Source organism: Ferrovum myxofaciens, assembly GCF_013181415.1.
GTDB lineage: Bacteria > Pseudomonadota > Gammaproteobacteria > Burkholderiales > Ferrovaceae > Ferrovum > Ferrovum myxofaciens.
Genome location: NZ_CP053676.1, coordinates 1,610,931 through 1,634,616, shown reverse-complemented (window position 1 = coordinate 1,634,616; position 23,686 = coordinate 1,610,931). Strand labels below are relative to the sequence as shown.

Sequence of the window (23,686 nt, the reverse complement as noted above, 5' to 3'; positions counted from 1 at the left end):
ACCGATATATGCATATCCATATTCTTGGCATTTGTGGCACCTTCATGGGCGGGGTGGCGGTGCTGGCCAAAGCGGCAGGGCATCGGGTCACGGGGTGCGATGCTCAGGTTTACCCCCCCATGAGTACCCAGTTGCACGCTCAAGGGATTGAGTTGAGTGAAGGCTTTGGGGTGGAACAAACCACTTTGGCACCGGACCTGTTTGTGGTGGGGAATGTGGTGACCCGTGGAAACCCGCTTATGGAAACCATTCTGGATCAGGGGCTTCCCTATGTTTCCGGGCCTGAATGGCTGGCGCAGCAGGTGCTCGATTCCTGCCGGGTCATTGCTGTGGCAGGTACCCATGGCAAGACCACCACCACGGCATTGGTGACCTGGTTGCTGGAGAAGGCCGGCTTGCATCCGGGTTTTCTGATTGGGGGGGTGCCGAGCAACTTTGAAGTATCGGCGCGTTTGCCCCGGTACTGGACTTCGGGTCGGGTGGCACGCGCAGATCGTCCGTGGTTCGTGATCGAAGCAGATGAGTATGACACGGCTTTTTTCGACAAACGGTCCAAGTTTGTCCACTATCGCCCCGAGATTTTACTGCTGAATAATCTGGAATATGACCATGCGGACATTTTCCCGGATCTTGCCTCAATCATGACGCAGTTTCACCATCTGGTGCGAACCGTACCGAGTTCAGGGACAATCGTGGTGAATGCTCAGGATGTGGCGTTGGCACAGGTGGTCGAGCGAGGGTGCTGGACCCCTACGATATTTTTTGGTTCAAAGGGGGACTGGTCTCTGGACCCCTGCGACTCCTTGGGTCAATTGACGGTTCGGGAAGGCTCGCAGGTACGTGCGCAGACGATGCATTGGCCACTCTTGGGTGAGCATAACCGGATGAATGCCCTAGGGGCTTTGCTGGCGGCACGACAGGCAGGGATTGACCTGGCGGAAGGCGTTCTTGCCCTTGAACGGTTCGAGGGCGTAAAGCGCCGCCTCGAAATCAGGGGAGTGGTGAATGGCGTGACCGTCTATGATGATTTTGCCCATCATCCCACGGCCATTGCCACGACATTGCAAGGGTTGCATCAGCGTCTGGAGTTGACCGGGGGACGTATTCTGGCCCTCATTGAACCACGTTCCAATACCATGAAGATGGGGATATGGTCGGATCAACTGGCCAAGAGTTTGAACCTGGCAGATCGGGTCTATGGCTATGACCACCATCTGGGTTGGGATTTGTCCACGGTTCTTCAGTCCTTGGGCGCGCGCGCGCAGGTTTACACGCATCTGCCTGCTTTGGTGGAGGCAGTGATTGCGGAAGCGAACACGGGGGATGCCATCGTGACGATGAGTAATGGCGCTTTTGGGGGGGTTCATGACCTCCTGTTACGGGCATTGGCATAAGGGAGTGTGCGCAGGATGGGTTATGTGATGTACGAAGACGGTGGGGAAATCAGGTTCGGAACTGTTCTGGCAGAGTCCGATAGCACAATGCAGGTGGAAGCACCCCATGGTAAACGCAGCAAGATCAAGAGTGCGGGGGTGCTGCTGCGCTTTACTCAACCCGAGCCCAAGGTGCTGATGCAGGAGGCTGAAGTTCTCCAAAAAACGATTGATATCGATTTGCTCTGGTCGGCTTGTCCTCCGGAGTCGGAGTGGCATTTCTCGGAGTTGGCACGGGAGTATCAGGGGCATGAACCCAGTGTACTGGAGCAAGTAGCCGTATTGTTTCGCCTGCAGGCGGCTCCGATTTATTTTCATCGGCGCCAGCGGGGTCATTTTCGTGTGGCTGCGCCGGAAACCCTCAAAGCAGCGCTGGCGGGACTGGAACGTCGTCGTCTCCAGGATCAGCAAAAGGCCGAAGCACTGGAAGCATTGGCGGCAGGACATTGTCCGGACTGGTTGATACACGAACTCCCTGCCCTGCTCTACCGTCCTGACAAGAACACGTTGGCATACAAGACGCTGGAAGCCGCCAGTTCGATACTGAAAAAATCTCCTGCTCAAGTGTTGGCGCAATGCGGGGCCATTGGCGGTAGTCGGGCCTGGCACGAAGGGCGCTTCGAATTTGAATATTTCGGGCCCTGGTCCACGGATTCAGATTTCCCGGCGATGGAGGAACAGGACTGGCCCTGTTACGAGGTGCCTGTATTTAGCATTGACGATGCATTCACCACGGAAATCGACGATGCGTTCAGTCTCCGGGAGTTGGACCAGGCGCATTGGGAAGTGGGTATTCACATTGCGGCACCTGGCCTTCAGTTTGGTCCTGACAGCGCCATGGCTGAACAGGCACGGGCGCGTTTGAGTACGGTGTACATGCCGGGACGCAAAATTGCCATGTTGCCGGAAAGGGTGATTGCACGTTGCTCCCTCGATGAAGGTCAGGAGCGTCCGGCGCTTTCTTTGTTGCTGCGTGTGCACAAGGAAACCTTGGCGGTCGTGGAACGACATTCGCTGATCCAGCGAATCAGGATTGGTGCCAATTTACGTCTGCATGAACTGGAGGCCCGGTGGGATGAGGAAACATTGGAGGGGCAAGAGATCCCGCATCTGGCGGACCTGAGAATTTTGCGGGCATTGGCAGAACATTTGGCGGAGGCACGCGGGGTAAGGGAACGATCGACTCCCCAGTATCATGATTATACTTTCGTGGTGGAAGGGGAGCATGTGGATATTCGACCCCGCCCACGGGGAGCGCCATTGGACGAGTTGGTGGCGGAATTGATGATCGAAGTCAATCGCCATTGGGCGGGTCAATTGGTGGAAGCGGGCTGGTTGGGTTTGTTTCGGGTGCAGGGACAGGGACGTACCGGCATGTCCGTGGATCCGGCCCCTCACCTGGGTCTGGGATTGAATCATTACGCCTGGTGCAGTTCTCCTTTGCGCCGCTACCCTGATCTGGTCAACCAGTGGCAACTGATCCGTCTGTTCCAGTTGCAGGATCCCGCAGTGACCGATCGAGTTCGTCTGCGTGAAGAAAGCCTGGCCTTTGAACGGGCCTATGAAGCCTATCAGGATTTTCAGCGGCAGATGGAACGCTATTGGAGTCTGCGCTGGCTGGAACAGGAGGCCGTGACGACCTGTCGTGCGCGTCTGCTGCGAGAAGGAGCGGCTCGCCTCGAGGGCTTGCCGCTGGTGGTCAAGGTTCCTGGGGCAGCGGCATTGGAGGCAGGAACGGACGTTCAACTGGCTATTCGATCCATCGATGTGTGGGCCATTGAACTGCATTGTGAACTATTATCGGTGGAACCGACGGTCATCCCATGAAATCTCGGCGGGTTCCAGGGTTGGCTTCCGGTATTTTCCCCTACCGTTCTCCCTGGGTTGCTGCTGTGGTCATTTCTCTCCTGATCCACGGTTTGGTCCTGGTTTGGATCAGGTTTTCCGGGATGACCTGGCGTTTGCCTTCTCCACTGCTTCCCATGGCCGTGGATCTGGATCTGGAGGCAGGCCCCTCCCGTGCCACGATTCCCCGGTCGCCTGGGTTGCCTGCGCCTCCCAAAGCATCTCCTCCTTCCCGAGCACCGCAGAAAATTTCAGTGACTTCTCCTCCTTCGGCACCTGCTTCAGACATTCCTGCGGTTCCTGACTCCATGGAGACGGCTTCGAGGCCGGCAGATTTGATCCATCAGCCTCCCTCCGTACCGCCTGACTCCTCCTCCTCACTCATCTGGCGCAGTTTGAATATGGCGCATGGGTTGGTTCAGGATCCTTGGGTGGGCAAACGGGTTCGTACCCTCGATTCCGGGACCCGGGAAGGCGAATGGCAGGCTTACGAAGAGGCTTTTACGACCAAGGTGGCCGAAGTGGGCGGTGTGAATTATCCACCACCCGAGCAGGGGCAGCCACTTTCCGGCAGTGTGGGGGTGGAAACCGTGCTTAATGCGGATGGCACGGTGGCTTCTGTGGACATTCGGCGTACTTCCGGGCATAGGGCATTGGATCAGGCCGCGTTGCGCATCGTGCGTATGGCGGCACCTTTTCAGCCTTTCACTGCGGCCATGCGGGCGCAGACTGATTTGATCCGCATTACCCGCACGTTCAATTTCGTGCGGGCCGGAGAGCCGTTGCGCAGTCAGTAAGTCCGGATTCCTTTCAGGCAGGTGGAGGCACCATGCCCTGATGGCGCAGGAGCGCATCCAGTTGAGGGGGGCGACCCCGGAAGGCGATGAAGGAGTCGAGCGCTGGACGACTGCTGCCCTGAGCCAGAATCTCGTTTTGGAAACGTCGTCCAATCTCGGGGTTGAATACGCCACTTTCCTCAAACAAGGCATAGGCATCGGCAGACAGTACTTCAGCCCATTTGTAACTGTAATATCCTGCTGCATAACCGCCCGCAAAGATATGCGAAAAACTGTGCGGGAAGCGATGCCAGACGGGAGGTTTCACCACGGCCACTTCAGCACGGATGCGCGCAAGCAGGTGCAGGGGGTCGAGAAGGGTGGGGACGCTACAGTGCAATTCCATGTCGAAAAGGGAAAATTCGATCTGGCGCATCGTTTGTAAGCCACTCTGGAAATTCTTGGCGGCCAACATGCGCTCGTAGAGGGTTCGAGGGAGGGGTTCTCCTGTATCCACGTGGTGAGTCATGCCCTGCAGCACTTCCCACTCCCAGCAGAAGTTTTCCATGAACTGACTGGGAAGTTCCACCGCATCCCACTCCACGCCATGGATACCGGACAGGGGGAGATCCTCCATCTGGGTAAGCAGGTGGTGCAGGCCATGCCCACATTCATGAAACAACGTAATGACTTCATCATGGGTGAAGGTCGCAGGTTTGCCTCCGCTCGGTGCCGAAAAATTGCAGGTCAGATAGGCAACCGGTGTCTGAAGACTGTCTCCCTTGCGGCGTCGGGTAATGGCATCGTCCATCCATGCGCCACCCCGCTTGCCATTGCGGGCATAGAGGTCGAGATAGAACTGTCCGACCAAGGTACCCGTGGGGGTTTTCAAATCGTAGAAACGAACGGTTTCGTGCCAGACCTCGGCTTGGGCAGGGTGGACCATGAGACCAAACAATTTCTGGATGACCTGAAACAATCCATTTAGCACAGAATGTTCTGGAAAGTAAGTCTTCACTTCCTGTTCAGAGTAATCATACTGGGAAGTACGCAGCCTTTCTGAGACATAAGCCAGATCCCAGGGTTGGACCACATCCAGGCCAAGGCGCTCCTGAGCAAAGGCCGTCAGCGTCTTCCAGTCCTGTTCGGCAAAGGGCTTGGCACGCTGGGCCAGATCCCGCAGGAAAGTCAGCACAGCCTCTGGAGATTCAGCCATTTTGGGTTCCACGGACAATTGCGCAAAATGGTCAAATCCGAGCAGGCGGGCTTCTTCAGCACGCAAAGCCAGCAAGGTCTGGATCAAGGGACCGTTGTTCCAGGGTTCCGGACCAAATTCCGAGGCCCGGGTGGTATAGCAGCGATAAAAATGTTCGCGCAAACTGCGTCGTTCGGCATACTGCATGACCGGGAGGTAACAGGGGGCATGCAGGGTGAGCCGCCAACCGGATCGCCCTGCATGCTTGGCTGTTTCAGCTGCCGTGGAGAGCACTTCCGGAGGGAGGCCAAGGAGTTCGTCGGGATCCTGGGTGTCATAGGTGAAACTATTGGTGGCGTCCAGCAGGTTTTGTTCAAAGCGTGCACCGGTGGCTGCCAGGGTTTCCTGAACTTCAAGAAAACGAACTTTTTCGGCGGGAGGCAACTCGGCTCCACCCAGACGAAAATCTCGCAATGCCTGAGTAATGATGCGTTGACGGGAGGCCGGCAATTTTTTAAACTCTGGCGCATTGTTTAGGGTTCGATAGCCCTTGAGAAGACTCTCGTCCTGACCTAGTCGAGCCCAGTATTGAGCAATATGCGGCAATACTGCGTTGTAGGCTGCACGCAATTCCGAGGTATTGACCACGGCATTCAGGTGAGAAACCTGTCCCCAGGCACGCGCCAGAAGTTCATTGATATCTTCCAGAGGCGTGATGAAGTTATCCCAGGTCGGACTCTCGATTTGATGGGTCAGACGGTGGAGCGTGGCTTCACAGTCCCCAATCAGGGAGAGGATGGCGGGTTCGATGTGTTCGGGGCGAATGGTCCCAAAATGGGGAAGCCCAGAAAAATCCAACAAAGGGTTGAAGGAGGTTGAAGTCATGATAAGGGAATCCAAAAAATGAAGAAGAAATAGTGGATCAGGCGCGGGAATCCTCATGGATGATGAAGCCACCCACCAAGGTATGACTGACTTTACCTTGCATGAGGTGGTTGAGGAACGGCGTATTTTTGCCCTGACTTTTAAGATTTTTTGGGGTGACGACCCATTCCCGTTCCGGATCAAAAATACACAGGTCGGCGGGTTGGCCAGGGTTCAGTTGTCCTGCAGGGATTCCAAGAATTTTGGCAGGTGCAGAGGTGATTCGTGCCAGAGCCGTGATCAGCGGCAGTGCCTCGGATCGCGCCCAGGCCAACGTGAGCGGCAGTAGCAGTTCCAAGCCCGTGGCCCCAGGTTCGGCTGCTTCGAAGGGGAGTTGCTTGGCATCCACATCCACGGGCGCATGATCAGAGACCAGTGCATCGATGGTTCCATCCACCAGACCAGCGCGCAAGGCTGCTCGATCGCGTACGCTGCGCAGGGGGGGAATCAGCCGACAATGGGCATTGAAATAACCAATGTCATGTTCCGTGAGGTGCAAGTGGTTAATGGAGATATCGCAGGTGATCGGTAACCCTTCTCTCTTGGCCGCGCGGACCAAATCCACTCCGCCGGCACTGGAAAGGCGGCATAAATGGACGCGCGCGCCGGTTTCACGTACCAGTTGCAGAATCGTATTCAGTGCGATGATTTCAGCGCAGGTGGGAATGGCAGGCAATCCCAGGCGACTGGCCACTTCGCCATCATGAGCCACCCCATCACGCGCCAGGTAGGCATCCTGGGGTTGTAACCAAACGGTGAACCCAAAGGTGGTGGCATAATCCAAAGCACGCAACAGGACCTGAGTATCCAGCAAAGGTGCATTCGCCTGGGAGAAGGCAATACAACCTGCGTCATATAATTCTCCCATCTCGGTTAGACGAAGGCCCTGGAGTTGTTGGGTAAGGGCACCCAGGGGATAGACGTTGGTTTGTTCCCGGCCATGGGCACGATGTTTGAGCATTTCAACCAAACCGGGCTCGTCCAGAGGGGGGTCGGTGTCTGGGGGGCACGATAAACTGGTGATTCCACCTACCGTGGCCGCAATCATCTCGCTTTCCAAAGTGGCCAGGTATTCATAGCCGGGTTCCCGTAACCGTGCGGCCAGATCCACCAGTCCGGGCATGACGATCTTGCCACGGGCATCGATGACTCGGTTGGGTGTAAAACCAGCGGGGCAACGTTCGAGGGCGACGATCTTGCCTGCGGCTATGAACAGGTCACTCTGAGAATCACGCTGCGTGACGGGATCGATGACGCGGCCATGGGTGATATGAATTTTCATGAAAAATCCTCGTTCAAGCGGCAGAGTGTGGCATGGGTGCGGCCAGAAGGGACATGACAGCCATGCGCACTGCAATGCCAAAGGTGACTTGTTTCAAGATCACGGACTGGACCCCATCGGCAACATCCGAATGAATTTCCACGCCCCGGTTCATGGGGCCTGGGTGCATGACGATGGCATCCGAGCGGGCATGAGCCAATTTGGCCGGAGTCAGCCCATAGTATTTGAAGTACTCATCGCGGCTGGGCAAGAGTGCCCCATTCATCCGTTCATTCTGAAGGCGTAACATGATGACCACATCCACGCCTTTGAGGCCCTGGACCATGTCGTGGTAGACCCTTACACCCAGACGTTCCACATTGCGCGGTATCAGGGTCTTCGGACCGATGACGCGCACTTCCGGAACTTGCAAGGTCGTCAAGGCATGAATCTGGGAGCGGGCCACCCGCGAATGAAGGACATCTCCGACGATGGCCACCCGCAGATTTTCAAAGCGCTTTTTAAAGTGGCGAATGGTATACATGTCCAAAAGTGCCTGGGTGGGATGGGCATGGCGTCCATCTCCTGCATTGATGACATGGATGTCGGGTCCGACGTGACTGGCAATCAGGTGTGCGGCACCACTTTCGGCATGGCGTACCACGAACATATCTGCTTGCATGGCGGACAGATTATCCACCGTATCGAGCAGGGTTTCTCCCTTGCTTTGGCTTGAAGAGTTGACATTCAGATTGATGACGTCGGCGGACAAGCGTTTGGCCGCAATTTCAAAAGTGGTGCGGGTGCGCGTGGATGCCTCAAAAAATAAATTAAAAATGGATTTCCCTTGAAGATGAGGAACTTTCTTGACTTCCTGACGGGCTACGGCCTCAAACTCTGTGGCGCGGTCAAGAATCTGGAAGAGGATGGCGGGAGGCAGACCTTCTATGGTCAACAGATGCTTGAGGTGACCTTCGGGGGTGAGTTGAGGATTAAACATCGGTAACCTCTACAGCAAGAGTGATAAAAAAATCAGTGCGTTCAGAAGAGCATAAAGCGCTTTGCTGCTCCATGGACAAACCGAAATAATCTTCCAGAAGCAAGGTGGCAGCCAGCGCATGTTCCATGCTGCGACGTTGCGCCCGTGCAACCCCGGCAGTCTGTAATTGCTGATCGGCTTCCAGCGAGGTATAGCGTTCGTCAATGAGGGCCACGGGCAAATGGGTATGGCGGTGCAAGTCACGGGCAAAATTACGACATTGACGGGTCGTGGTTTGTTCCTGACCCTCTGAATTCAGAGCCAGTCCCACCAGCAGTGACTTGGGTGTCCATTCTCGAATGAGGGCATGAATGGATTCCCAGCGCTGAGCGCGGGTGCGGCATTCTAGGGAAACCAGCGGACGACAGACCCGACTGCGGCGTTCTCCCCAAGCCACTCCGATAAATCGCATACCATAGTCGAAGGCCAGAACGGCACCTTCCGAATCAGGCATGCCCGGCTTCCTCGGAGAGATAGGTCAAATTGACGCCCAGTAATGCCAGTGCCGCATTAAAACGTTGTTCTGCAGGTAGCGTGAAAAGAATATGGGGATCTGCCGGGACGGACAGCCAATTGTTCAATTTGATTTCGTTTTCCAGTTGCCCGGCTTCCCAACCCGCATAGCCCAGAGCGATGAGCATGTGATCCGGACCATGGCCGAGGGAAAGTTGTTCCAGAATATCACGGGAAGTGGTGAGTCCAAATTCGTCATTGATGCGTAAGGTGGAGCGCCATACGCCTAGGGGAGTATGGAGAACAAAACCACGGTCAGTTTGAACCGGCCCACCCAGATAAACCGGTTGGGTGGCCACATCTTCATTGCTGGAAGTCAGCGCAATCTGACCAAACAGACTTTTCAGATTCATGTCCATCGGACGGTTGACGATCAAGCCCATGGCTCCCTGCTCATCGTGCCGACATATATAGGTCAAGGTGCCAGAAAAATTGGCATCCTGCAATGAAGGCATGGCGATAAGAAAATGATGGGTGAAGTTGATCGTTTCCATGGGGCGATTATCGCACATTCCTGTACCTGAACCCGGTTTGAAGAAAGTGGACGATGAACGGTTCTGTGTCACGCTCTCTGGCAAAGGAGTCGATGGTAGTAGAGGCTCATTTGTAACAACTTGCAAAACAGACAAGACGGTAAAATAGTCGGCATAGGGGGAAGTCGGCTCGGACGATCTGTGCCGCCGAACGTCCCTGATGAGTGGATTGATCCACTTCAATAAAGTCTATGGGGGGAGCAGAGATCATGCGGTTCAAACTTTTATTGTTAACGGGATTGACGGTTGGCCTGGCTTCCTGTGCCAGCACGCCTCCAGCACCTTTGGCGGGAAATGACTTCGTCCCCATTCTACCCCGTACGGCCCAAAATGACCCCAGTGTCGTGGGTGAAAAAGTGCGGTGGGGCGGGGTGATTGCAGGTGTCAAGCCAGGAAAAACCGACACGTGTTTTCATGTAGTGAGTCATACCCTGGATGATTCTGGTCGTCCCGTGGATGATGATCATTCCGATGGACGATTCATTGCCTGTGCCCATGGGTTTTTTGACCCCTCCATTTATTCTTTGAAGAGACAGATTACCGTAACGGGTACGCTACAGGTTCCGACCATCGGCAAGGTGGGTGACATGCGCTACATCTTTCCCCATGTGGCTGCGGATGTGGTCTATCTATGGCCAAAGGATGTCCCCATGGATAATTCCGGCATGTACTATGGAGAGGGATTTGGGATGAGCCCCTTCGGGGATCCCATGGATGGCCCGATGACCCCATGGATGGGCCCTGATATCGGTATGCCTTGGTAGAAAAAATTCAGGTCAAGTCATTGCTGACTTGACCTGAATGAAGAACAACGACTTGGAGCTTAGAAGTGGTAAGCAGCACCAATGGTGTAGGTGTTTTCAGCATTGCTGAAATAGTTGTTGGCATAGCCCAACTGATCACGTTGGTAGTCAGCACGAATATCGAACTGACGGGAAACATTGTAACGCAGTCCCGCGCCATAGACCCAGCCAAACCCCCCATTGGTCAGGCCATAGGAGCCGACTGTGGAGTAATTGAAACCGGCCTTGCCCACCAGACCGATGGTGTTGGCACGGTCAAAGTAGTAAGTGCCCGTTCCCAACAGGTCAAAGGAGTGAGCTGACCCATCGGCCATATTTCCACCGAATCCATGGTAATGGTTGTACTGTGTTTCAATACCGAAGTTCTGGGTAAATTCGTGACCAGCGAACACACGGTATTCGGAACCGACTTCGCCCACGTTGGCATTGGCGTTGTTGCCGATGCCGGGGTTGGGTGAAGTGGCGGAGCCAAGGGCAACCCCTGCATAGTCATTGATCCAGCCGCTCCCATCGGCCATGGCCGACAAGGAAACAGATACCAGAGAAGTTACGAGAAGTGCTTTTTTGAACATGTGAATGCTCCTGAGTGGTTAAGGGTTATGAATTTTACAGTCAATGAAAAGGGTGCAACTGTAACAATTATGACACAAATCCTCCATAATTGCAAAATATGTATCATATTTACAACATAATGTTAGAGTTTGGCGGTAAAACGATCTTGCACTGAGGGTTGCGCATGATCTTCTTCAAGCGTGAGTGAAACTTTACAATTGATTGATATTAGAGGTGCTTTCTTGAAAATTGCGACGTGGAATGTCAATTCCATCCGGGTGCGGCTGTCCCATGTGCTGGCTTGGTTGGAGAAAGAAAAACCGGATGTTCTTTGCCTGCAGGAGCTCAAGTGTGAGGCCCCGGATTTTCCTTGGGAAGCATTTCGAGCGGTGGGTTATCACGCTCATGTGGCGGGACAGAAAACCTATAATGGAGTGGCGTTGGTTTCCTTACAACCCGGGGTGGATGAGGTGATCGGGTTGCCTCAATGGGAAGATCCCCAGCGAAGGGTCATTGCCGCCACATTTGGCGACGTTCGAGTGATCAGTGTGTATTGTCCCAATGGCGAATCGCTCAGTTCGGAAAAGTACGTTTACAAACTTGCCTGGTTCGATGCACTGCATGATTATTTGCAGGACAGTCTGGTGCGCTATCCCTGTCTGCTCGTGGCAGGAGATTACAACATTGCGCCGGAAGACCGGGACATTCATGATCCGGCGGCCTGGGCCGGGGAAGTGTTGTGCAGTCCTCCCGAGCGGGAGAAGTTCCAGGCATTGGAGGCCTTGGGGTTGGTGGATTGCTTTCGGCAATTTCCTCAGGAGGAGCGATCCTTCAGTTGGTGGCATTACCGGGTCAATGCGTTCAAGCGCAATTTGGGGTTGCGCATTGATCATTTGCTGGCCAGTCAAAGACTGGGTGCTACCCTGCGTTCCTGTACCATCGATCGGGACCCACGCGGGTGGGAACGTCCTTCCGATCATACTCCCGTGTGGGCAACATTTGAGGCAGCGCCTGTGCCCTATTCAGGAGCCGAACCCAAAAGTTTATCCAGTCCCAGAGCGTGAATTTTACGGGTAAGGGTATTTCTTCCCCATCCGAGACGTTGGGCCGCTTCGATGCGCCTTCCCTGGGTATGGGCCAGCGCTTCGGTGATGAGGATACGCTCCAGTTGGTCCACCAGAGTCAAGGCTAGGTCTGTTTCTCCCTGGGACAGACGCTGGGCAATTTCCCGGGCGGCACTCTCCTGCCAGAGTTCCGCCGGAGGGCGGATCTGGGCAACGGGTTGGGAACGCAATTCCGGAGGAAGGTCCGCAGGCTCCACCACGATACCAGGGGCCATGACCGTCAACCAATGACAGAGGTTTTCCAGTTGGCGCACATTCCCTTTCCATTCCAAGGTGGTGATCAAGCGTTGAGTCGCCTCGGATAGGCGTTTGGGCTCCACCTCCAGGGAACGTGCGCTTTGTTGCAGAAAATGTTGGGCCAACAGGGGAATATCCTCGGGGCGTTCACGTAGGGCAGGAAGCCGAATGCGAATGACATTGAGGCGATGAAAGAGATCTTCACGAAAAGATCCTTCATCCACCTGGCGCTCGAGGTTCTGATGGGTAGCGGCAATGATGCGCGCACGGGCACGGAGGGGCGTCTGTCCGCCCACGCGGTAGTAATGTCCATCGGAGAGTACGCGCAGTAGACGGGTTTGTAACTCGAGAGGCATGTCCCCGATTTCATCGAGAAACAGAGTCCCTCCTTCTGCCTGTTCAAATCGACCAGGACGTTGTTGGGTGGCTCCGGTAAAGGCCCCTTTTTCGTGCCCAAAAAGTTCGGATTCCAGCAGGTCTCTGGGAATGGCTGCAGTATTGAGGGCAACGAAGGGCATCCCGGCACGGGGTCCATGACGATGGAGTGCCCGTGCCACCAGTTCCTTACCACTGCCGGATTCGCCGGTGATCAGGACCGAGGCATGGGAGTGTGCCAAACGCCCAATGGCTCGAAACACCACTTGCATGGCAGGTGCCTGACCAAGAATATCCAGTGGAGGAGCGGAGTTGGCGACAGGCTCCTCGGAAAGTGAAGTTTGCTCGGACAGGGCACGTTGTACCAAGGCCAGCGCTTGTTCCACATCAAAGGGTTTGGGAAGGTACTCGTAAGCCCCGCCTTGAAAGGCTGAGACGGCACTTTCCAGGTCCGAATAAGCGGTCATGATGATAATGGGGATATCAGGATGATCCTGTTTGACACGTTCCAGAAAATCCAGTCCGCTAAGACCCTGCATGCGGATATCGCTTACGATGGCCGCGGGCAATTCACCGGATTCCAGAGCATTCAGGGCTTCCGTGGCGCTGGAAAAGGAGAGGTAGGGAATCTCCTCGCGTCCCAGTACCTTTTCAAGCACCCAGCGGATGGAACGGTCATCATCTACAATCCAGACGGTATGGGTCATTATTTCCTCGATGGAGTTCAGGGCTCAGTGGATTGTTCGGTTTCCAGGAGAGGAAGAATGAGGGTGAAGCAGGTCTCACCGGGTCTGCTGTCAAATTCTACCAATCCCTGATGTTGGCTAATCAAGTTTTGTGCCAACATCAATCCCAAACCGCTTCCCCCCTCGCGACCCGAAACCAGAGGCTGAAAAATGCGTTTTTGAAGGTCTTCCGGAATGCCTGGACCATTATCCCGAATACGGATCATCAACCCCAGGCGAAAACGACGTCGTGCCAAGGTGACCTGGCGCAAAGGACGACTTTGCAGGTGGATCGTGCCTGTGCCTCCCAGCGCCTGTGCTGCATTGCGCGTAATATTGAGCACGGCCTGGATGAGTTGTTCCCGATCCCCCTGCAGGTCAGGCAAACTGGGATCATAGTCGCGCTTGAGTTCCAGGCCCTGAGGAAATTCAGCCAAAAGAATGGTACGAACCCGTTCCAGCACCTCATGAATATTGAGGGCGGATACTTGACGGGAGGGACGCGAACTGAGAAGCCGATCCATCAGGTTTTGCAAGCGGTCGGTTTCGTCACGAATGACCTGCGTATATTCCTTCAATTCGGGCGAATCCAATTCTCCTTCCAGTAACTGAGCTGCGCCACGGATCCCTCCCAGAGGATTGCGGATCTCATGGGCCAGATTGCGTAACAGTTCCCGGTTGGTTTTTTGATCCTCGAGAATCTTTTCTTCCCGGGCAATGCGCATACGTTGGGTGATGGGGCGCAACTCCAGGAGAATGCCCTGTACCGGTGTGCCCAGCGGGGTCCCCGTGCAACTGATGACCTGAGGTTCTCCCTGGATCGGCTGGATGACCCATTCATGCTCCAGAAAGCCCAGTTCCTGTTGGAGTGCCGTGCGCGTGAGTTCTACCAGACTTTGAGAGGAAAGGGAGATTTGGGTCAAGGGGGAATTGACGAGGTTCTTGCGTCCCATGGCCAGCAAACTTTCGGTGGCGGTATTGACGAAGCGGATGCGCAGGCCTCGATCCAATACTAGAATGGCGGTATGGAGAAGATCCAGTCCGACAAAACGAGCATCCTCTTGATTGATCAGGTGGGGAGATTCCATGAAAAAGCCCGTCATCCAAAAAAGGCTGACGGGCTGTTGACTGCGGACATATCGAGTGTAATGTCTTTGACTCGGATTTACAGACTGTAGTACATCTGGAATTCCAGAGGGTGAGTGGTCATCCGGAACAGGGTGACTTCTTCCATCTTGAGAGCGATGTAGGCATCGATCATGTCACTGGAGAACACGCCCCCACGGGTCAGGAACTCGCGATCCTTGTCCAGGGCGGCCAACGCTTCTTCCAGGGATGCCGCAGGAGCAGGAATCTTGGCATCTTCCTCAGGGCTCAGATGGTACAGGTCGCGGTCGGAGGCTTCGCCAGGGTGGATCTTGTTCTGGATTCCGTCCAGACCGGCCATCATCAGTGCCGAGAAAGCCAGATAGGGGTTGGCGGTGGGGTCCGGGAAGCGTACTTCAATACGGCGGGCCTTGTCGCTTTGTACAAAGGGGACGCGAATCGCTGCTGAACGGTTACGGGCGGAATAGGCCAATTTGACGGGGGCTTCAAAACCGGGAACCAAGCGCTTGTAGGAATTGGTGCTGGGATTGGTAATGGCGTTGAGGGCTTTGGCGTGCTTGATGATCCCGCCGATGTAATAGAGAGCGAAGTCGGAGAGACCGGCGTAGCCATTGCCTGCAAACAGGTTTTTTCCATCTTTCCAGACAGACTGGTGAACATGCATTCCGGAACCATTGTCACCGACAACGGGCTTGGGCATGAAAGTGGCAGTTTTGCCGTAGGAATGGGCCACATTATGAACCACATACTTGAGGATTTGAAGCCAGTCTGCGCGTTGTACCAGGGGAGCAAATTTGGTACCGATTTCGCATTGACCCGGAGCAGCCACCTCATGGTGATGTACTTCCACCGGAACCCCCATATCTTCCAGTGCCAGGCACATGGCCGAGCGGATGTCCTGGAGAGAATCCACGGGAGGAACGGGGAAATAGCCGCCTTTGACTGCAGGACGGTGACCCATATTGCCGCCTTCATAGGATTTTCCGGAAGACCAGGGGGCTTCTTCGGATTCCACCCGGACGGAACATCCGGACATGTCCACATGCCAGGTGACAGAATCAAACACAAAAAATTCAGGTTCAGGACCAAAGTAGGCGGTGTCACCGATGCCGCTGGACTTCAAATAGGATTCTGCCCGTTTTGCCAAGGAACGGGGGTCACGATCATAACCCTTGCCATCGGAAGGTTCGATTACATCGCAGGTCAGGATCAGCGTGGACTCATCCAAAAAAGGATCAAGGTTGGCGGTGTTGGGGTCGGGCATCAAAAGCATGTCGGAGGCCTGAATCCCTTTCCAGCCGGCGATGGAGGAACCATCAAAGGCATGACCTTCGGTAAACTTTTCCGGGCCAAAACTGCTGACAGGAACGGAAACGTGCTGCTCCTTGCCGCGGGTATCCGTAAAACGAAAATCGACGAATTTGACTTCGTGGTCCTTGACCATCTGCATTACATCGGCAACTGCCATTTCTTCTCTCCTGTCAGAAAATTTGAGGATAGTACAAACCCATTGGCGTCCTGAATCCCTCTCACTCAACCCCACTGAGGATAAGCAGGTTACATGCAAAACCCTTCCAATCTATTTCAGCATTGTGCCATAAGGAAAGAGTAATAGAACATGATTTTTTGATATCCTTCGGTTCGCACCATTATGGTGCTTTTTAGATAAAACGCACCATGAAAGTGCATCTTTGCGCGCAAAAATTGTCTGCGCTTTACCTGATGAATGGGACGGGTTTTGGTTACAATACATTTTGATCCATTGATGAGGTATTTCATGTCCAGAATAGCCGAATTATTGAAAGTTGCCCAACAACGAGGGCGTGAAATCGGATTGTCCTATGCAGGGGCACTGCTTCCCACCGAGGCTTTCGAACTGTTAAATCTGAATGCTCAGGCGGTACTGGTGGATGTTCGTACGCAAGCGGAGTGGGATTGGGTCGGATCTGTGCCCGGAGCGGTACATGTGGAATGGCAGTCCTATCCCATGGGTGTGCGCAATGAATCGTTTCTGGATAGTTTGCGTGAACGGGTTCCTGAAGGGGCGTTGGTGCTTTTTTTGTGCCGTTCCGGTGCCCGGTCCCACGCAGCGGCAGAAGCGGCCACCTCTGTGGGTTGGACAGGATGTTATAACGTTCTTCAGGGTTTTGAAGGGGACCGAGACCCACAGGGGCACCGCGGCCATCTGAATGGGTGGCAGGCTGCCGGGTTGCCCTGGAAACAGAGTTGATGGATCGATACGGGGTGATTGGGCATCCGATTCGGCATAGCCGTTCTCCCGACATTCATCGACATTTTGCCCTTCTGACAGGTCAGAACCTCAGTTACGAACGGATCGAAGGAACGCCAGACGGTTTTGAAACCGAGGTCGTCCGTTTCTTTGCGGCGGGAGGGCTGGGTTTGAATGTGACCCTACCCTTCAAGGAGCGCGCCTTCGCTCTGGCTGTGCAGAGGTCCCACCGTGCTCAGGTGGCGCGTGCGGCCAATACCCTGGGGATGACTCCAGAGGGAGTGCTTTGGGCCGACAATACGGATGGTGAGGGATTGGTTCGTGATATGACCCTGAATCTGGGCGTGAATCTCAAGGGTTCACGGGTTCTGATTCTGGGTGCTGGTGGGGCCGCACGAGGCATTGTGCAGCCCTTATTGAAGGCAGGGATCGTGCAGTTGGATATCGCTAACCGGACTGTGGTGCGGGCACAGACTCTGGTGCGCGAATTGGAGTCACTGTCCAACGAAGTTTCCTGTCGTGCATTTTCTTGGCCGGAGATACCGGCCCATGGTTATGAAGTGGTGATCAATGCCACGTCCACGGCGGTGGCAGGCGATCTGCCTCCACTTCCGGCGGTACTCTTTGACCAGAGGACCCTGGCTTATGATTTGGGCTACGGAAAAGGTCTGACCACCCCATTTTTGAAATTGGCCAGGGAAGCAGGAGCCGGTCAGACGGAGGACGGATTGGGGATGCTGGTGGAACAGGCCGCCGAATCCTTCTATTTGTGGCGAGGTATACGTCCCCCCGGCGCAGAGGTGTTATATGCGCTGCGCGCCGCATGTCACTGAACCGAGCAACTTGCCTCCCGGTTCACCGCCTCAAGTCATGGGCTCGATCAATGGAGGCTCGGTCAATGGAGGCTCGGTCAATGGAGGCTCGGTCAATGGAGGCTCGGTCAATGGAGGCTCGGTCAATGGAGGCTCGGTCAATGGAGGCTCGGTCAATGGAGGCTCGGTCAATGGAGGCTCGGTCAATGGAGGCTCGGTCAATGGAGGCTCGGTCAATGGAGGAATGGTTTTGGGGGCACGAGGGCGACGGGGACTCTTGGGAGAAGAGGCGGTGACTTTTTCTGGAGAAATAATGGGCGGTTGCGAGGGAACTGCGCGTTTTCTGCGCTGAGCAGCCACAGGGGAGGCGGAAGAAGTCTTCTTGACAGAGGTTCTGCGTGTCTTGCCCTCGGCCAACGGTGGAGTGGTAACCTCTACTGGTGCAACAACTCGACGAGCGCGCTTGGCGGGTAGGGCGACCTCCTTTTCGGGGAGCGCAGGTGTTTTCTTGGGGCGGCGAGGCTTTTCGGCAGAAGCCAAGGTCCCCGCTGATTTTTTCTTCCGGGTGGACGGAGACGGCTTGGAGGGAACCGTGACTTCGGCAGGTGTGGATTCCTCAACGACGGCATCCACCAGCGTGACTACAGAGAACGCTTCCCCGAGGGTTTTCGAGGCTTTGACCTTGCGCGCTTTTTTCTCCGATTTTTTTAACTTCTTGGCGGATTTGTTTTCCGCCTTTTTGGCTTTCTTGCCTTTTTTCTCTTTCCCTATGTCTGAACTGCCCTTGGATTTTTCCTTTTTGGCAGCCTTTTTCTTATTCTTTTTGAGCACCAAAAGCGCTTCGGACTCGGGAGACTGCAGAGCAGAGGAGGATTTCTTTGCGGCGACCATGATGAACTCCTGCATGAGAAGAGTAAGGGTCATTGTAGGCCGAATTCCCCTTTTCGTATAGATAGAGGCGAAGAAAAGGGGCGTGAATCAGGACAATTCATGTTGGATCAAGTCTGCATAGGTTTCCCGGCGGCGGATCACGGTGGTCTGGGACCCATGGACCAGTACCTCAGGGATGAGCGGGCGAGCATTGTAACGAGAAGACATGGAGGCACCATAGGCGCCGCAGGAAAGAATGGCCAGCAGGTCACCCGCCTGTACGTCCAGTGTACGTCCTGTACCCAGCACATCACTGGATTCGCAGACGGGACCCACGATATCCACTTTTTGATCCGTTTTTCGGGGCGCATCGACGGGCACGATTTCATGCCAGGCCTGGTACAGGGAGGGTCGCATCAAATCGTTCATACCAGCATCCACAATCACCAATTGACGTTCCGGAATGGTTTTCAGGTACTCCACACGAGTAAGGAGTAGACCGGCATTACCGACGATACGTCGTCCGGGCTCAAAGAGCAGGCGTCCCTGGAACTGGCTGAAACGCGGTTTCAATGCAGTTGCATAGGCGGAAAGGGAGAGCGGATCTTCATCACGGTAACAAATACCTACGCCGCCTCCCAGATCGATGTGCTCCAAGGGGATACCTTCTGCGGCGAGTTGGTGCACGAGTTCGAGAATTTTATCGGTGGCTTCAAGAAAAGGTTCCAGCGTGGTGATCTGGGATCCGATATGACAGTCGATTCCAACGATTTTCAGGTGAGGAAGTTTCTGTGCTTTCCGATAAAGGGCCAACGCAGTGGTTGCGGGTACGCCGAATTTGCTGGTACGTAATCCTGTGGCGATGTAGGGGTGAGTCCGCGCATCAACCTCCGGATTGACCCTGAGTGAGATGGGTGCAGTCATTTCCAACCGAGTGGCACGTTCGGATAGTCGCTGGAGTTCGGCGGCGGATTCTACGTTGAAACAGAGGATACCCGCCTTCAATGCTTCATCGATCTCCCGTTCGGACTTGGCAACCCCTGAAAATACGATGCGGCGCGGATCTCCACCAGCCTGCAGCACGCGGAATAATTCTCCACCGGACACGATATCGAAACCGGCACCCTGCGCGGCGAGGAGACGTAGAAGAGACAGGTTGGCATTGGCCTTGACGGCATAGCAGACAAGGGTATCAAAGGATTGAAAGGCATCCCGGTACTCCTGATAAGACTGGAGCAGGGCGGATTGAGAGTACACATAGCACGGAGTCCCGTAGCGTTCGGCAATCTCGTTCAAAGAAACTGACTCCAGCATCAGGGTGTCATTGGTGGGCGCACGGTATGGGCCAAAAGCAGTAAGAGGTAGGGACATGGCGATTTGCGTCAAGGAGAGTTTTGGGGTGCGGCAGGATTGGGGGAAGGAGCAGAGGGAGAAGTTCCCGAAGGTGCAGGAGCAGGGATCGTGGGTTCCGAAGACGGTGTTGGCGCTGGCACGGTGGCTGAAACCGGCGTTTGTCCGGGCGGCAAATAGAGCCCTCCTTTGAGTCCGCACCCCCACAGGGGCAGGCAAAGCAAACCCCACAATGTCCAGCATCCTGAACGTATTCCCCTTGCCCGTGGAGGGCAGTTACTCTCCTGCATGATCCCAGCGCTGCCGTGCTTCCTGAAGGGCGGAGCGGACTCGGGTCGGTGCCGTTCCGCCAGGAATATCGCGACTGGCCACCGAACCTTCCAAAGTCAGCACTGCATGAACATCGGATCCGATGATGGAAGAAAAGGTTCGGAGCGTGGTCAGGGGCAGATCCGCCAGGTCGCAGCCTTCGGATTCCGCATGGCGTACGGCACGTGCCACAATTTCATGAGCATCCCGAAAAGGAGTTCCCTTCTTGACCAGATAATCAGCCAAGTCAGTGGCAGTGGAAAACCCTTCCTGCGCTGCTTGCCGTAAGGCAACGGCATTAACCTGCACATCTCCCATCATTTCGGTATAGATGATCAGGGTTTGAGACAGCGTTTCCACGGTATCGAAAAGCGGCTCCTTATCCTCCTGATTATCCTTGTTGTAAGCCAGGGGTTGTCCCTTCATGAGGACCAGTAACCCCATGAGATGCCCAATGATACGTCCGGATTTGCCGCGCACCAATTCAGGGACGTCAGGGTTGCGTTTCTGGGGCATGATTGAGGAACCCGTGCAAAACGCATCACCGATCCGGACGAAATTGAAGCGCGGGCTCATCCACAGGATCAGTTCCTCAGACAGACGGGACAGATGGACCATCAGCAAGGAAGCCGCAGCACAATATTCAATGGCAAAGTCGCGGTCAGAAACGGCATCCAGAGAATTGCGACAGAGTCCTTCGAATCCCAGTAACTCGGCCACCCGTTCCCGTTGGATGGGGTAACTGGTTCCCGCCAAGGCCGCAGCACCCAGGGGAAGTTGGTTGACTCGTTGGCGGCAGTCTGTCAGGCGTTGACGATCCCGACCCAGCATTTCCACATAGGCCAGCAGATGGTGGGCAAAGGAAACGGGTTGTGCCACTTGCAAATGAGTGAACCCAGGCATAAGCGTATCCACATGCTGTTCGGCCAGACAGATCAGGGCGCATTGAAGGGCGCGCAGTTGGACCTGGTGCTGATCGATGGCGGCACGTAGATAGAGACGGATATCTGTGGCCACTTGATCGTTGCGCGAGCGCCCAGTATGAAGTCGTTTGCCCGCATCTCCCACCAGTTGGGTGAGCCGTTTTTCGATGTTGAGGTGAACGTCCTCGTCGTCCAGCGTCCATGGAAACCGATCCTGTTCCACCTCTTGGCGAATGACGGCTAGACCGTGCTGGATAGCAGAAAAATCCCCCTCTGTCAGGATGCCGACTTCGCACAACATCTGGGCATGAGCCAGAGAGCCCTGAATATCATAGGCTGCCAGGCGTTTGTCGAAAAGCACCGAAGCCGTGTAACGCTTGACGGTTTCAGCAACAGGGACACTGAAACGTCCGGACCAGGATTTTTGCGGCGGAGTGTCGGAAGAGGTCATCGAATGCTCAACAGAATGTGATGTAGCCATTATAAATCAGACCGCCCCCTTTACCTATCAACCGAAGGGAATCAAACAGGAAAAACCCCCTTCAGACCTGGTCTGAAGGGGGTTTGGCGCAACGCTCCGGAATGGAACACCGGAGAGAACCACAGGGAAATTACATGTCCATGCCGCCCATGCCACCCATACCGCCCATTCCCCCACCGGACATGGGGGATTCTTCCTTGGCCAGTTCCGCCACCATGCAATCGGTGGTCAGCATCAAACCGGCGATGCTGGCCGCATTTTGCAAAGCAAAACGGGTAACTTTGGTAGGATCGACCACGCCCATGGCAACCAGATCACCATACTCACCGGTTTGAGCGTTGTAACCGAAGTTTCCTTTTCCTTCCAGTACCTTGTTGACCACAACGGAAGGCTCATCGCCACAATTGGCAACGATCTGACGCAGGGGTTCTTCGATGGCACGTTCCACGATCTTGATGCCAGCATCCTGATCGGCATTGTCACCCTTGAGCGCGGTCAGGGTAGAACGGGCACGCAACAGCGCAACTCCGCCCCCAGGAACGATCCCTTCTTCCACTGCTGCGCGGGTGGCGTGCAGAGCATCTTCCACGCGTGCCTTCTTTTCCTTCATTTCTACTTCAGTGGCGGCACCTACCTTGATGACTGCAACGCCACCCGCCAACTTGGCCACACGTTCCTGCAGTTTTTCCCGATCGTAGTCGCTGCTGGCTTCTTCGATTTGCTTGCGAATCTGGGTCACGCGGCCCTTGATGGACTCTTCGTTCCCGGCGCCATCGATGACGGTGGTTTCTTCCTTGCCTACTTCGATACGTTTGGCACGGCCCAGTTCATTCAACGTCACTTTTTCCAGTGACAAACCGACTTCTTCTGCAATCACGGTTCCACCGGTCAGAATGGCGATATCTTCCAGCATGGCCTTGCGCCGATCACCAAACCCAGGAGCCTTGACGGCGGTGGTTTTGAGAATGCCGCGAATGTTATTGACGACCAGGGTGGCCAGAGCCTCCCCTTCCACATCTTCGGCGATGATCAGGAGCGGACGCCCTGACTTGGCCACTTGCTCCAGTACGGGCAGCAGATCGCGGATGTTGGAGATTTTCTTGTCGTGCAGGAGCACGTAGGGATCTTCCAGCAAGGCGATTTGACGATCCTGGTTGTTGACAAAGTAGGGAGAGAGGTAGCCGCGGTCGAATTGCATGCCTTCCACGACTTCCAGTTCATTTTGCAAACCGGAGCCATCTTCCACGGTAATGACGCCTTCCTTGCCCACCTTGTCCATGGCTTGGGAAATGATCTCACCGATGGAGTGATCGGCGTTGGCGGAAATGGAACCCACCTGAGCGATTTCGGTATTGGTGGTACAAGGTTTGGAGAGTTTCTTCAACTCTTCCACAATGCCCACGACAGCACGGTCGATCCCGCGCTTCAGGTCCATGGGGTTCATGCCGGCGGCCACAAACTTCATGCCTTCCTTGACAATGGACTGAGCCAGAACGGTTGCTGTGGTGGTGCCATCGCCTGCGACATCGGAGGTTTTGGAAGCTACTTCCTTGACCATCTGAGCGCCCATGTTTTCAAACTTGTCCTTCAGTTCGATTTCCTTGGCGACGGATACGCCATCCTTGGTGATGGTGGGAGCGCCGAAGGAACGCTCGAGTACGACATTCCGACCCTTGGGTCCGAGAGTGACCTTGACTGCATCGGCCAATATGTTGACACCCACGACCATCTTGGCGCGGGCACTATCATGAAAACGAACTTCTTTAGCTGCCATCTTTATAGACTCCTAAATTTAACGGGATGGACCCAGAGGGTCCAACCGATTCGATTGAAAATGGGGAGGCTTAGGCCTCGACAACACCCATGACATCTTCTTCACGCATGACCAGCAGTTCCTCGCCGTCTACTTTGACGGCTTGGCCTGAGTATTTGCCAAACAGGACACGATCGCCCACTTTGAGTTCGAGGGCGCGCAAGGTACCATCTTCCAGAATCTTGCCTTTGCCCACGGCCAAAACTTCTCCTTGATCCGGCTTTTCTGCAGCGGAATCCGGGATAACGATGCCAGAGGCGGTCTTGCGTTCTTCTTCCAGGCGTTTGACAATCACACGATCATGCAAGGGACGAATTTTCATACGACGATTCTCCATGTTGAGAAAATAATTGCTACAGGATTAGCACTCGTCAAGTGCGAGTGCTAACAGTGTATGGGCGCCTTCGAAGGTTTTCAAGGGGACAGATATAAAAATCCTTCCAAAATCCTGCGGCC

At 54.9% G+C, this 23,686-nt stretch carries 22 protein-coding genes; 8 read left to right on the top strand and 14 right to left on the bottom strand.

Annotated features, from left to right (window positions below):
- Nucleotides 1–8: 8 nt before the first annotated feature.
- The 3 genes from mpl to HO274_RS08005 are packed head-to-tail and all read left to right on the top strand — an operon-like array spanning nt 9 to nt 4,075.
- The gene (gene mpl / locus HO274_RS08015) at nt 9–1,394 is read left to right on the top strand and encodes a UDP-N-acetylmuramate:L-alanyl-gamma-D-glutamyl-meso-diaminopimelate ligase (protein WP_273118548.1); all 1,386 of its coding nucleotides are present in this window, start codon (nt 9–11) and stop codon (nt 1,392–1,394) included.
- 27 nt (nt 1,395–1,421) lie between these two features.
- Nucleotides 1,422–3,260 carry a ribonuclease catalytic domain-containing protein gene (locus HO274_RS08010; protein ID WP_273122289.1) on the top strand — a complete coding sequence of 613 codons (1,839 nt, stop codon included), beginning with the start codon at nt 1,422–1,424 and terminating at the stop codon, nt 3,258–3,260.
- Nucleotides 3,257–4,075, top strand: a complete 819-nt coding sequence (locus tag HO274_RS08005; protein WP_031597099.1) for an energy transducer TonB — start codon at nt 3,257–3,259, stop codon at nt 4,073–4,075. Before HO274_RS08010 ends, HO274_RS08005 begins: the two co-directional genes overlap by 4 nt.
- A gap of 13 nt (nt 4,076–4,088) precedes the next feature.
- On the opposite strand, the gene HO274_RS08000 is transcribed toward HO274_RS08005, so the two are convergent.
- From HO274_RS08000 to HO274_RS07980, 5 genes are read right to left on the bottom strand one after another with little or no spacing between them, the layout of a single operon-like run.
- Nucleotides 4,089–6,134: a M3 family metallopeptidase gene (locus tag HO274_RS08000; protein WP_273118544.1), complete on the bottom strand. Its 2,046-nt coding sequence runs from the start codon at nt 6,132–6,134 to the stop codon at nt 4,089–4,091.
- Between the two features lie 37 nt (nt 6,135–6,171).
- On the bottom strand, nt 6,172–7,455 hold the full coding sequence (locus HO274_RS07995) for a dihydroorotase (protein ID WP_031597095.1): 1,284 nt from the start codon (nt 7,453–7,455) through the stop codon (nt 6,172–6,174).
- Between the two features lie 13 nt (nt 7,456–7,468).
- A complete protein-coding gene (locus HO274_RS07990) occupies nt 7,469–8,434 on the bottom strand; it encodes an aspartate carbamoyltransferase catalytic subunit (protein WP_031597093.1) in 966 nt (321 codons plus the stop codon).
- Nucleotides 8,427–8,927 (bottom strand): Holliday junction resolvase RuvX, encoded by a 501-nt coding sequence (gene ruvX, locus HO274_RS07985; RefSeq protein ID WP_273118538.1) that lies wholly within the window; start codon nt 8,925–8,927, stop codon nt 8,427–8,429. The genes HO274_RS07990 and ruvX overlap by 8 nt, the downstream gene beginning before the upstream one ends.
- A complete protein-coding gene (locus tag HO274_RS07980; protein WP_031597090.1) occupies nt 8,920–9,480 on the bottom strand; it encodes a YqgE/AlgH family protein in 561 nt (186 codons plus the stop codon). The genes ruvX and HO274_RS07980 overlap by 8 nt, the downstream gene beginning before the upstream one ends.
- A 248-nt stretch (nt 9,481–9,728) precedes the next feature.
- Here HO274_RS07980 and HO274_RS07975 point away from each other — a divergent pair, with 248 nt between their 5' ends.
- The gene (locus HO274_RS07975; RefSeq protein WP_160171536.1) at nt 9,729–10,283 is read left to right on the top strand and encodes a Slp family lipoprotein; all 555 of its coding nucleotides are present in this window, start codon (nt 9,729–9,731) and stop codon (nt 10,281–10,283) included.
- A gap of 59 nt (nt 10,284–10,342) precedes the next feature.
- On the opposite strand, the gene HO274_RS07970 is transcribed toward HO274_RS07975, so the two are convergent.
- Entirely contained in the window at nt 10,343–10,894 is a 552-nt protein-coding gene (locus HO274_RS07970) for a porin family protein (protein ID WP_273118532.1), read from the bottom strand.
- 222 nt (nt 10,895–11,116) lie between these two features.
- Between HO274_RS07970 and xth the strand changes: the two genes are divergently transcribed.
- Nucleotides 11,117–11,938: an exodeoxyribonuclease III gene (gene xth, locus HO274_RS07965; RefSeq protein ID WP_051862240.1), complete on the top strand. Its 822-nt coding sequence runs from the start codon at nt 11,117–11,119 to the stop codon at nt 11,936–11,938.
- Here the strand turns inward: xth and ntrC are convergent.
- The 3 genes from ntrC to glnA form a co-directional block, all read right to left on the bottom strand.
- The gene (gene ntrC / locus HO274_RS07960; RefSeq protein ID WP_273118522.1) at nt 11,893–13,317 is read right to left on the bottom strand and encodes a nitrogen regulation protein NR(I); all 1,425 of its coding nucleotides are present in this window, start codon (nt 13,315–13,317) and stop codon (nt 11,893–11,895) included. The two genes, xth and ntrC, sit on opposite strands and share 46 nt — an antisense overlap.
- A gap of 17 nt (nt 13,318–13,334) precedes the next feature.
- Complete coding sequence (gene glnL, locus HO274_RS07955) at nt 13,335–14,423, bottom strand: nitrogen regulation protein NR(II) (protein WP_031597080.1); 1,089 nt, start codon at nt 14,421–14,423, stop codon at nt 13,335–13,337.
- Between the two features lie 77 nt (nt 14,424–14,500).
- Entirely contained in the window at nt 14,501–15,910 is a 1,410-nt protein-coding gene (gene glnA, locus HO274_RS07950; protein WP_273118518.1) for a type I glutamate--ammonia ligase, read from the bottom strand.
- 309 nt (nt 15,911–16,219) lie between these two features.
- Between glnA and HO274_RS07945 the strand changes: the two genes are divergently transcribed.
- The gene (locus HO274_RS07945; RefSeq protein ID WP_273118515.1) at nt 16,220–16,672 is read left to right on the top strand and encodes a rhodanese-like domain-containing protein; all 453 of its coding nucleotides are present in this window, start codon (nt 16,220–16,222) and stop codon (nt 16,670–16,672) included.
- Nucleotides 16,672–17,505, top strand: coding sequence for a shikimate dehydrogenase (aroE, locus tag HO274_RS07940; RefSeq protein WP_273118513.1), 834 nt, complete (start codon nt 16,672–16,674; stop codon nt 17,503–17,505). The genes HO274_RS07945 and aroE overlap by 1 nt, the downstream gene beginning before the upstream one ends.
- A gap of 30 nt (nt 17,506–17,535) precedes the next feature.
- Here the strand turns inward: aroE and HO274_RS07935 are convergent, their stop codons facing one another.
- Nucleotides 17,536–18,408 carry a hypothetical protein gene (locus HO274_RS07935; protein ID WP_273118511.1) on the bottom strand — a complete coding sequence of 291 codons (873 nt, stop codon included), beginning with the start codon at nt 18,406–18,408 and terminating at the stop codon, nt 17,536–17,538.
- Between the two features lie 54 nt (nt 18,409–18,462).
- A complete protein-coding gene (lysA, locus tag HO274_RS07930; RefSeq protein WP_273118508.1) occupies nt 18,463–19,725 on the bottom strand; it encodes a diaminopimelate decarboxylase in 1,263 nt (420 codons plus the stop codon).
- Between the two features lie 6 nt (nt 19,726–19,731).
- On the opposite strand from lysA, the gene HO274_RS07925 reads away from it, so the two are divergent.
- Nucleotides 19,732–19,884 carry a hypothetical protein gene (locus HO274_RS07925; protein WP_273118505.1) on the top strand — a complete coding sequence of 51 codons (153 nt, stop codon included), beginning with the start codon at nt 19,732–19,734 and terminating at the stop codon, nt 19,882–19,884.
- A gap of 96 nt (nt 19,885–19,980) precedes the next feature.
- Here the strand turns inward: HO274_RS07925 and argH are convergent, their stop codons facing one another.
- The 3 genes from argH to groES all read right to left on the bottom strand — a co-directional run bounded on the left by argH (nt 19,981) and on the right by groES (nt 23,552).
- Nucleotides 19,981–21,387 (bottom strand): argininosuccinate lyase, encoded by a 1,407-nt coding sequence (gene argH, locus HO274_RS07920; RefSeq protein WP_273118502.1) that lies wholly within the window; start codon nt 21,385–21,387, stop codon nt 19,981–19,983.
- 160 nt (nt 21,388–21,547) lie between these two features.
- Nucleotides 21,548–23,191 carry a chaperonin GroEL gene (groL, locus tag HO274_RS07915; protein ID WP_031596559.1) on the bottom strand — a complete coding sequence of 548 codons (1,644 nt, stop codon included), beginning with the start codon at nt 23,189–23,191 and terminating at the stop codon, nt 21,548–21,550.
- Nucleotides 23,192–23,261: 70 nt separating this feature from the next.
- Entirely contained in the window at nt 23,262–23,552 is a 291-nt protein-coding gene (gene groES / locus HO274_RS07910) for a co-chaperone GroES (protein ID WP_031596557.1), read from the bottom strand.
- Nucleotides 23,553–23,686 lie beyond the last annotated feature (134 nt).

What these genes read in the sequence shown, in the direction of transcription:
- HO274_RS07980 (WP_031597090.1), bottom strand. Translation starts at nt 9,480, where the DNA reads ATGGAAACGATCAACTTCACCCATCATTTTCTTATCGCCATGCCTTCA.
- glnA (WP_273118518.1), bottom strand. Translation starts at nt 15,910, where the DNA reads ATGGCAGTTGCCGATGTAATGCAGATGGTCAAGGACCACGAAGTCAAA.
- HO274_RS08010 (WP_273122289.1), top strand. Translation starts at nt 1,422, where the DNA reads ATGTACGAAGACGGTGGGGAAATCAGGTTCGGAACTGTTCTGGCAGAG.
- HO274_RS08005 (WP_031597099.1), top strand. Translation starts at nt 3,257, where the DNA reads ATGAAATCTCGGCGGGTTCCAGGGTTGGCTTCCGGTATTTTCCCCTAC.
- HO274_RS07945 (WP_273118515.1), top strand. Translation starts at nt 16,220, where the DNA reads ATGTCCAGAATAGCCGAATTATTGAAAGTTGCCCAACAACGAGGGCGT.
- HO274_RS07935 (WP_273118511.1), bottom strand. Translation starts at nt 18,408, where the DNA reads ATGACCCTTACTCTTCTCATGCAGGAGTTCATCATGGTCGCCGCAAAG.
- HO274_RS07990 (WP_031597093.1), bottom strand. Translation starts at nt 8,434, where the DNA reads ATGTTTAATCCTCAACTCACCCCCGAAGGTCACCTCAAGCATCTGTTG.
- glnL (WP_031597080.1), bottom strand. Translation starts at nt 14,423, where the DNA reads ATGGAATCTCCCCACCTGATCAATCAAGAGGATGCTCGTTTTGTCGGA.
- groES (WP_031596557.1), bottom strand. Translation starts at nt 23,552, where the DNA reads ATGAAAATTCGTCCCTTGCATGATCGTGTGATTGTCAAACGCCTGGAA.
- ruvX (WP_273118538.1), bottom strand. Translation starts at nt 8,927, where the DNA reads ATGCCTGATTCGGAAGGTGCCGTTCTGGCCTTCGACTATGGTATGCGA.
- HO274_RS08000 (WP_273118544.1), bottom strand. Translation starts at nt 6,134, where the DNA reads ATGACTTCAACCTCCTTCAACCCTTTGTTGGATTTTTCTGGGCTTCCC.
- ntrC (WP_273118522.1), bottom strand. Translation starts at nt 13,317, where the DNA reads ATGACCCATACCGTCTGGATTGTAGATGATGACCGTTCCATCCGCTGG.
- HO274_RS07995 (WP_031597095.1), bottom strand. Translation starts at nt 7,455, where the DNA reads ATGAAAATTCATATCACCCATGGCCGCGTCATCGATCCCGTCACGCAG.
- mpl (WP_273118548.1), top strand. Translation starts at nt 9, where the DNA reads ATGCATATCCATATTCTTGGCATTTGTGGCACCTTCATGGGCGGGGTG.
- lysA (WP_273118508.1), bottom strand. Translation starts at nt 19,725, where the DNA reads ATGTCCCTACCTCTTACTGCTTTTGGCCCATACCGTGCGCCCACCAAT.
- aroE (WP_273118513.1), top strand. Translation starts at nt 16,672, where the DNA reads ATGGATCGATACGGGGTGATTGGGCATCCGATTCGGCATAGCCGTTCT.
- argH (WP_273118502.1), bottom strand. Translation starts at nt 21,387, where the DNA reads ATGACCTCTTCCGACACTCCGCCGCAAAAATCCTGGTCCGGACGTTTC.
- HO274_RS07975 (WP_160171536.1), top strand. Translation starts at nt 9,729, where the DNA reads ATGCGGTTCAAACTTTTATTGTTAACGGGATTGACGGTTGGCCTGGCT.
- groL (WP_031596559.1), bottom strand. Translation starts at nt 23,191, where the DNA reads ATGGCAGCTAAAGAAGTTCGTTTTCATGATAGTGCCCGCGCCAAGATG.
- HO274_RS07970 (WP_273118532.1), bottom strand. Translation starts at nt 10,894, where the DNA reads ATGTTCAAAAAAGCACTTCTCGTAACTTCTCTGGTATCTGTTTCCTTG.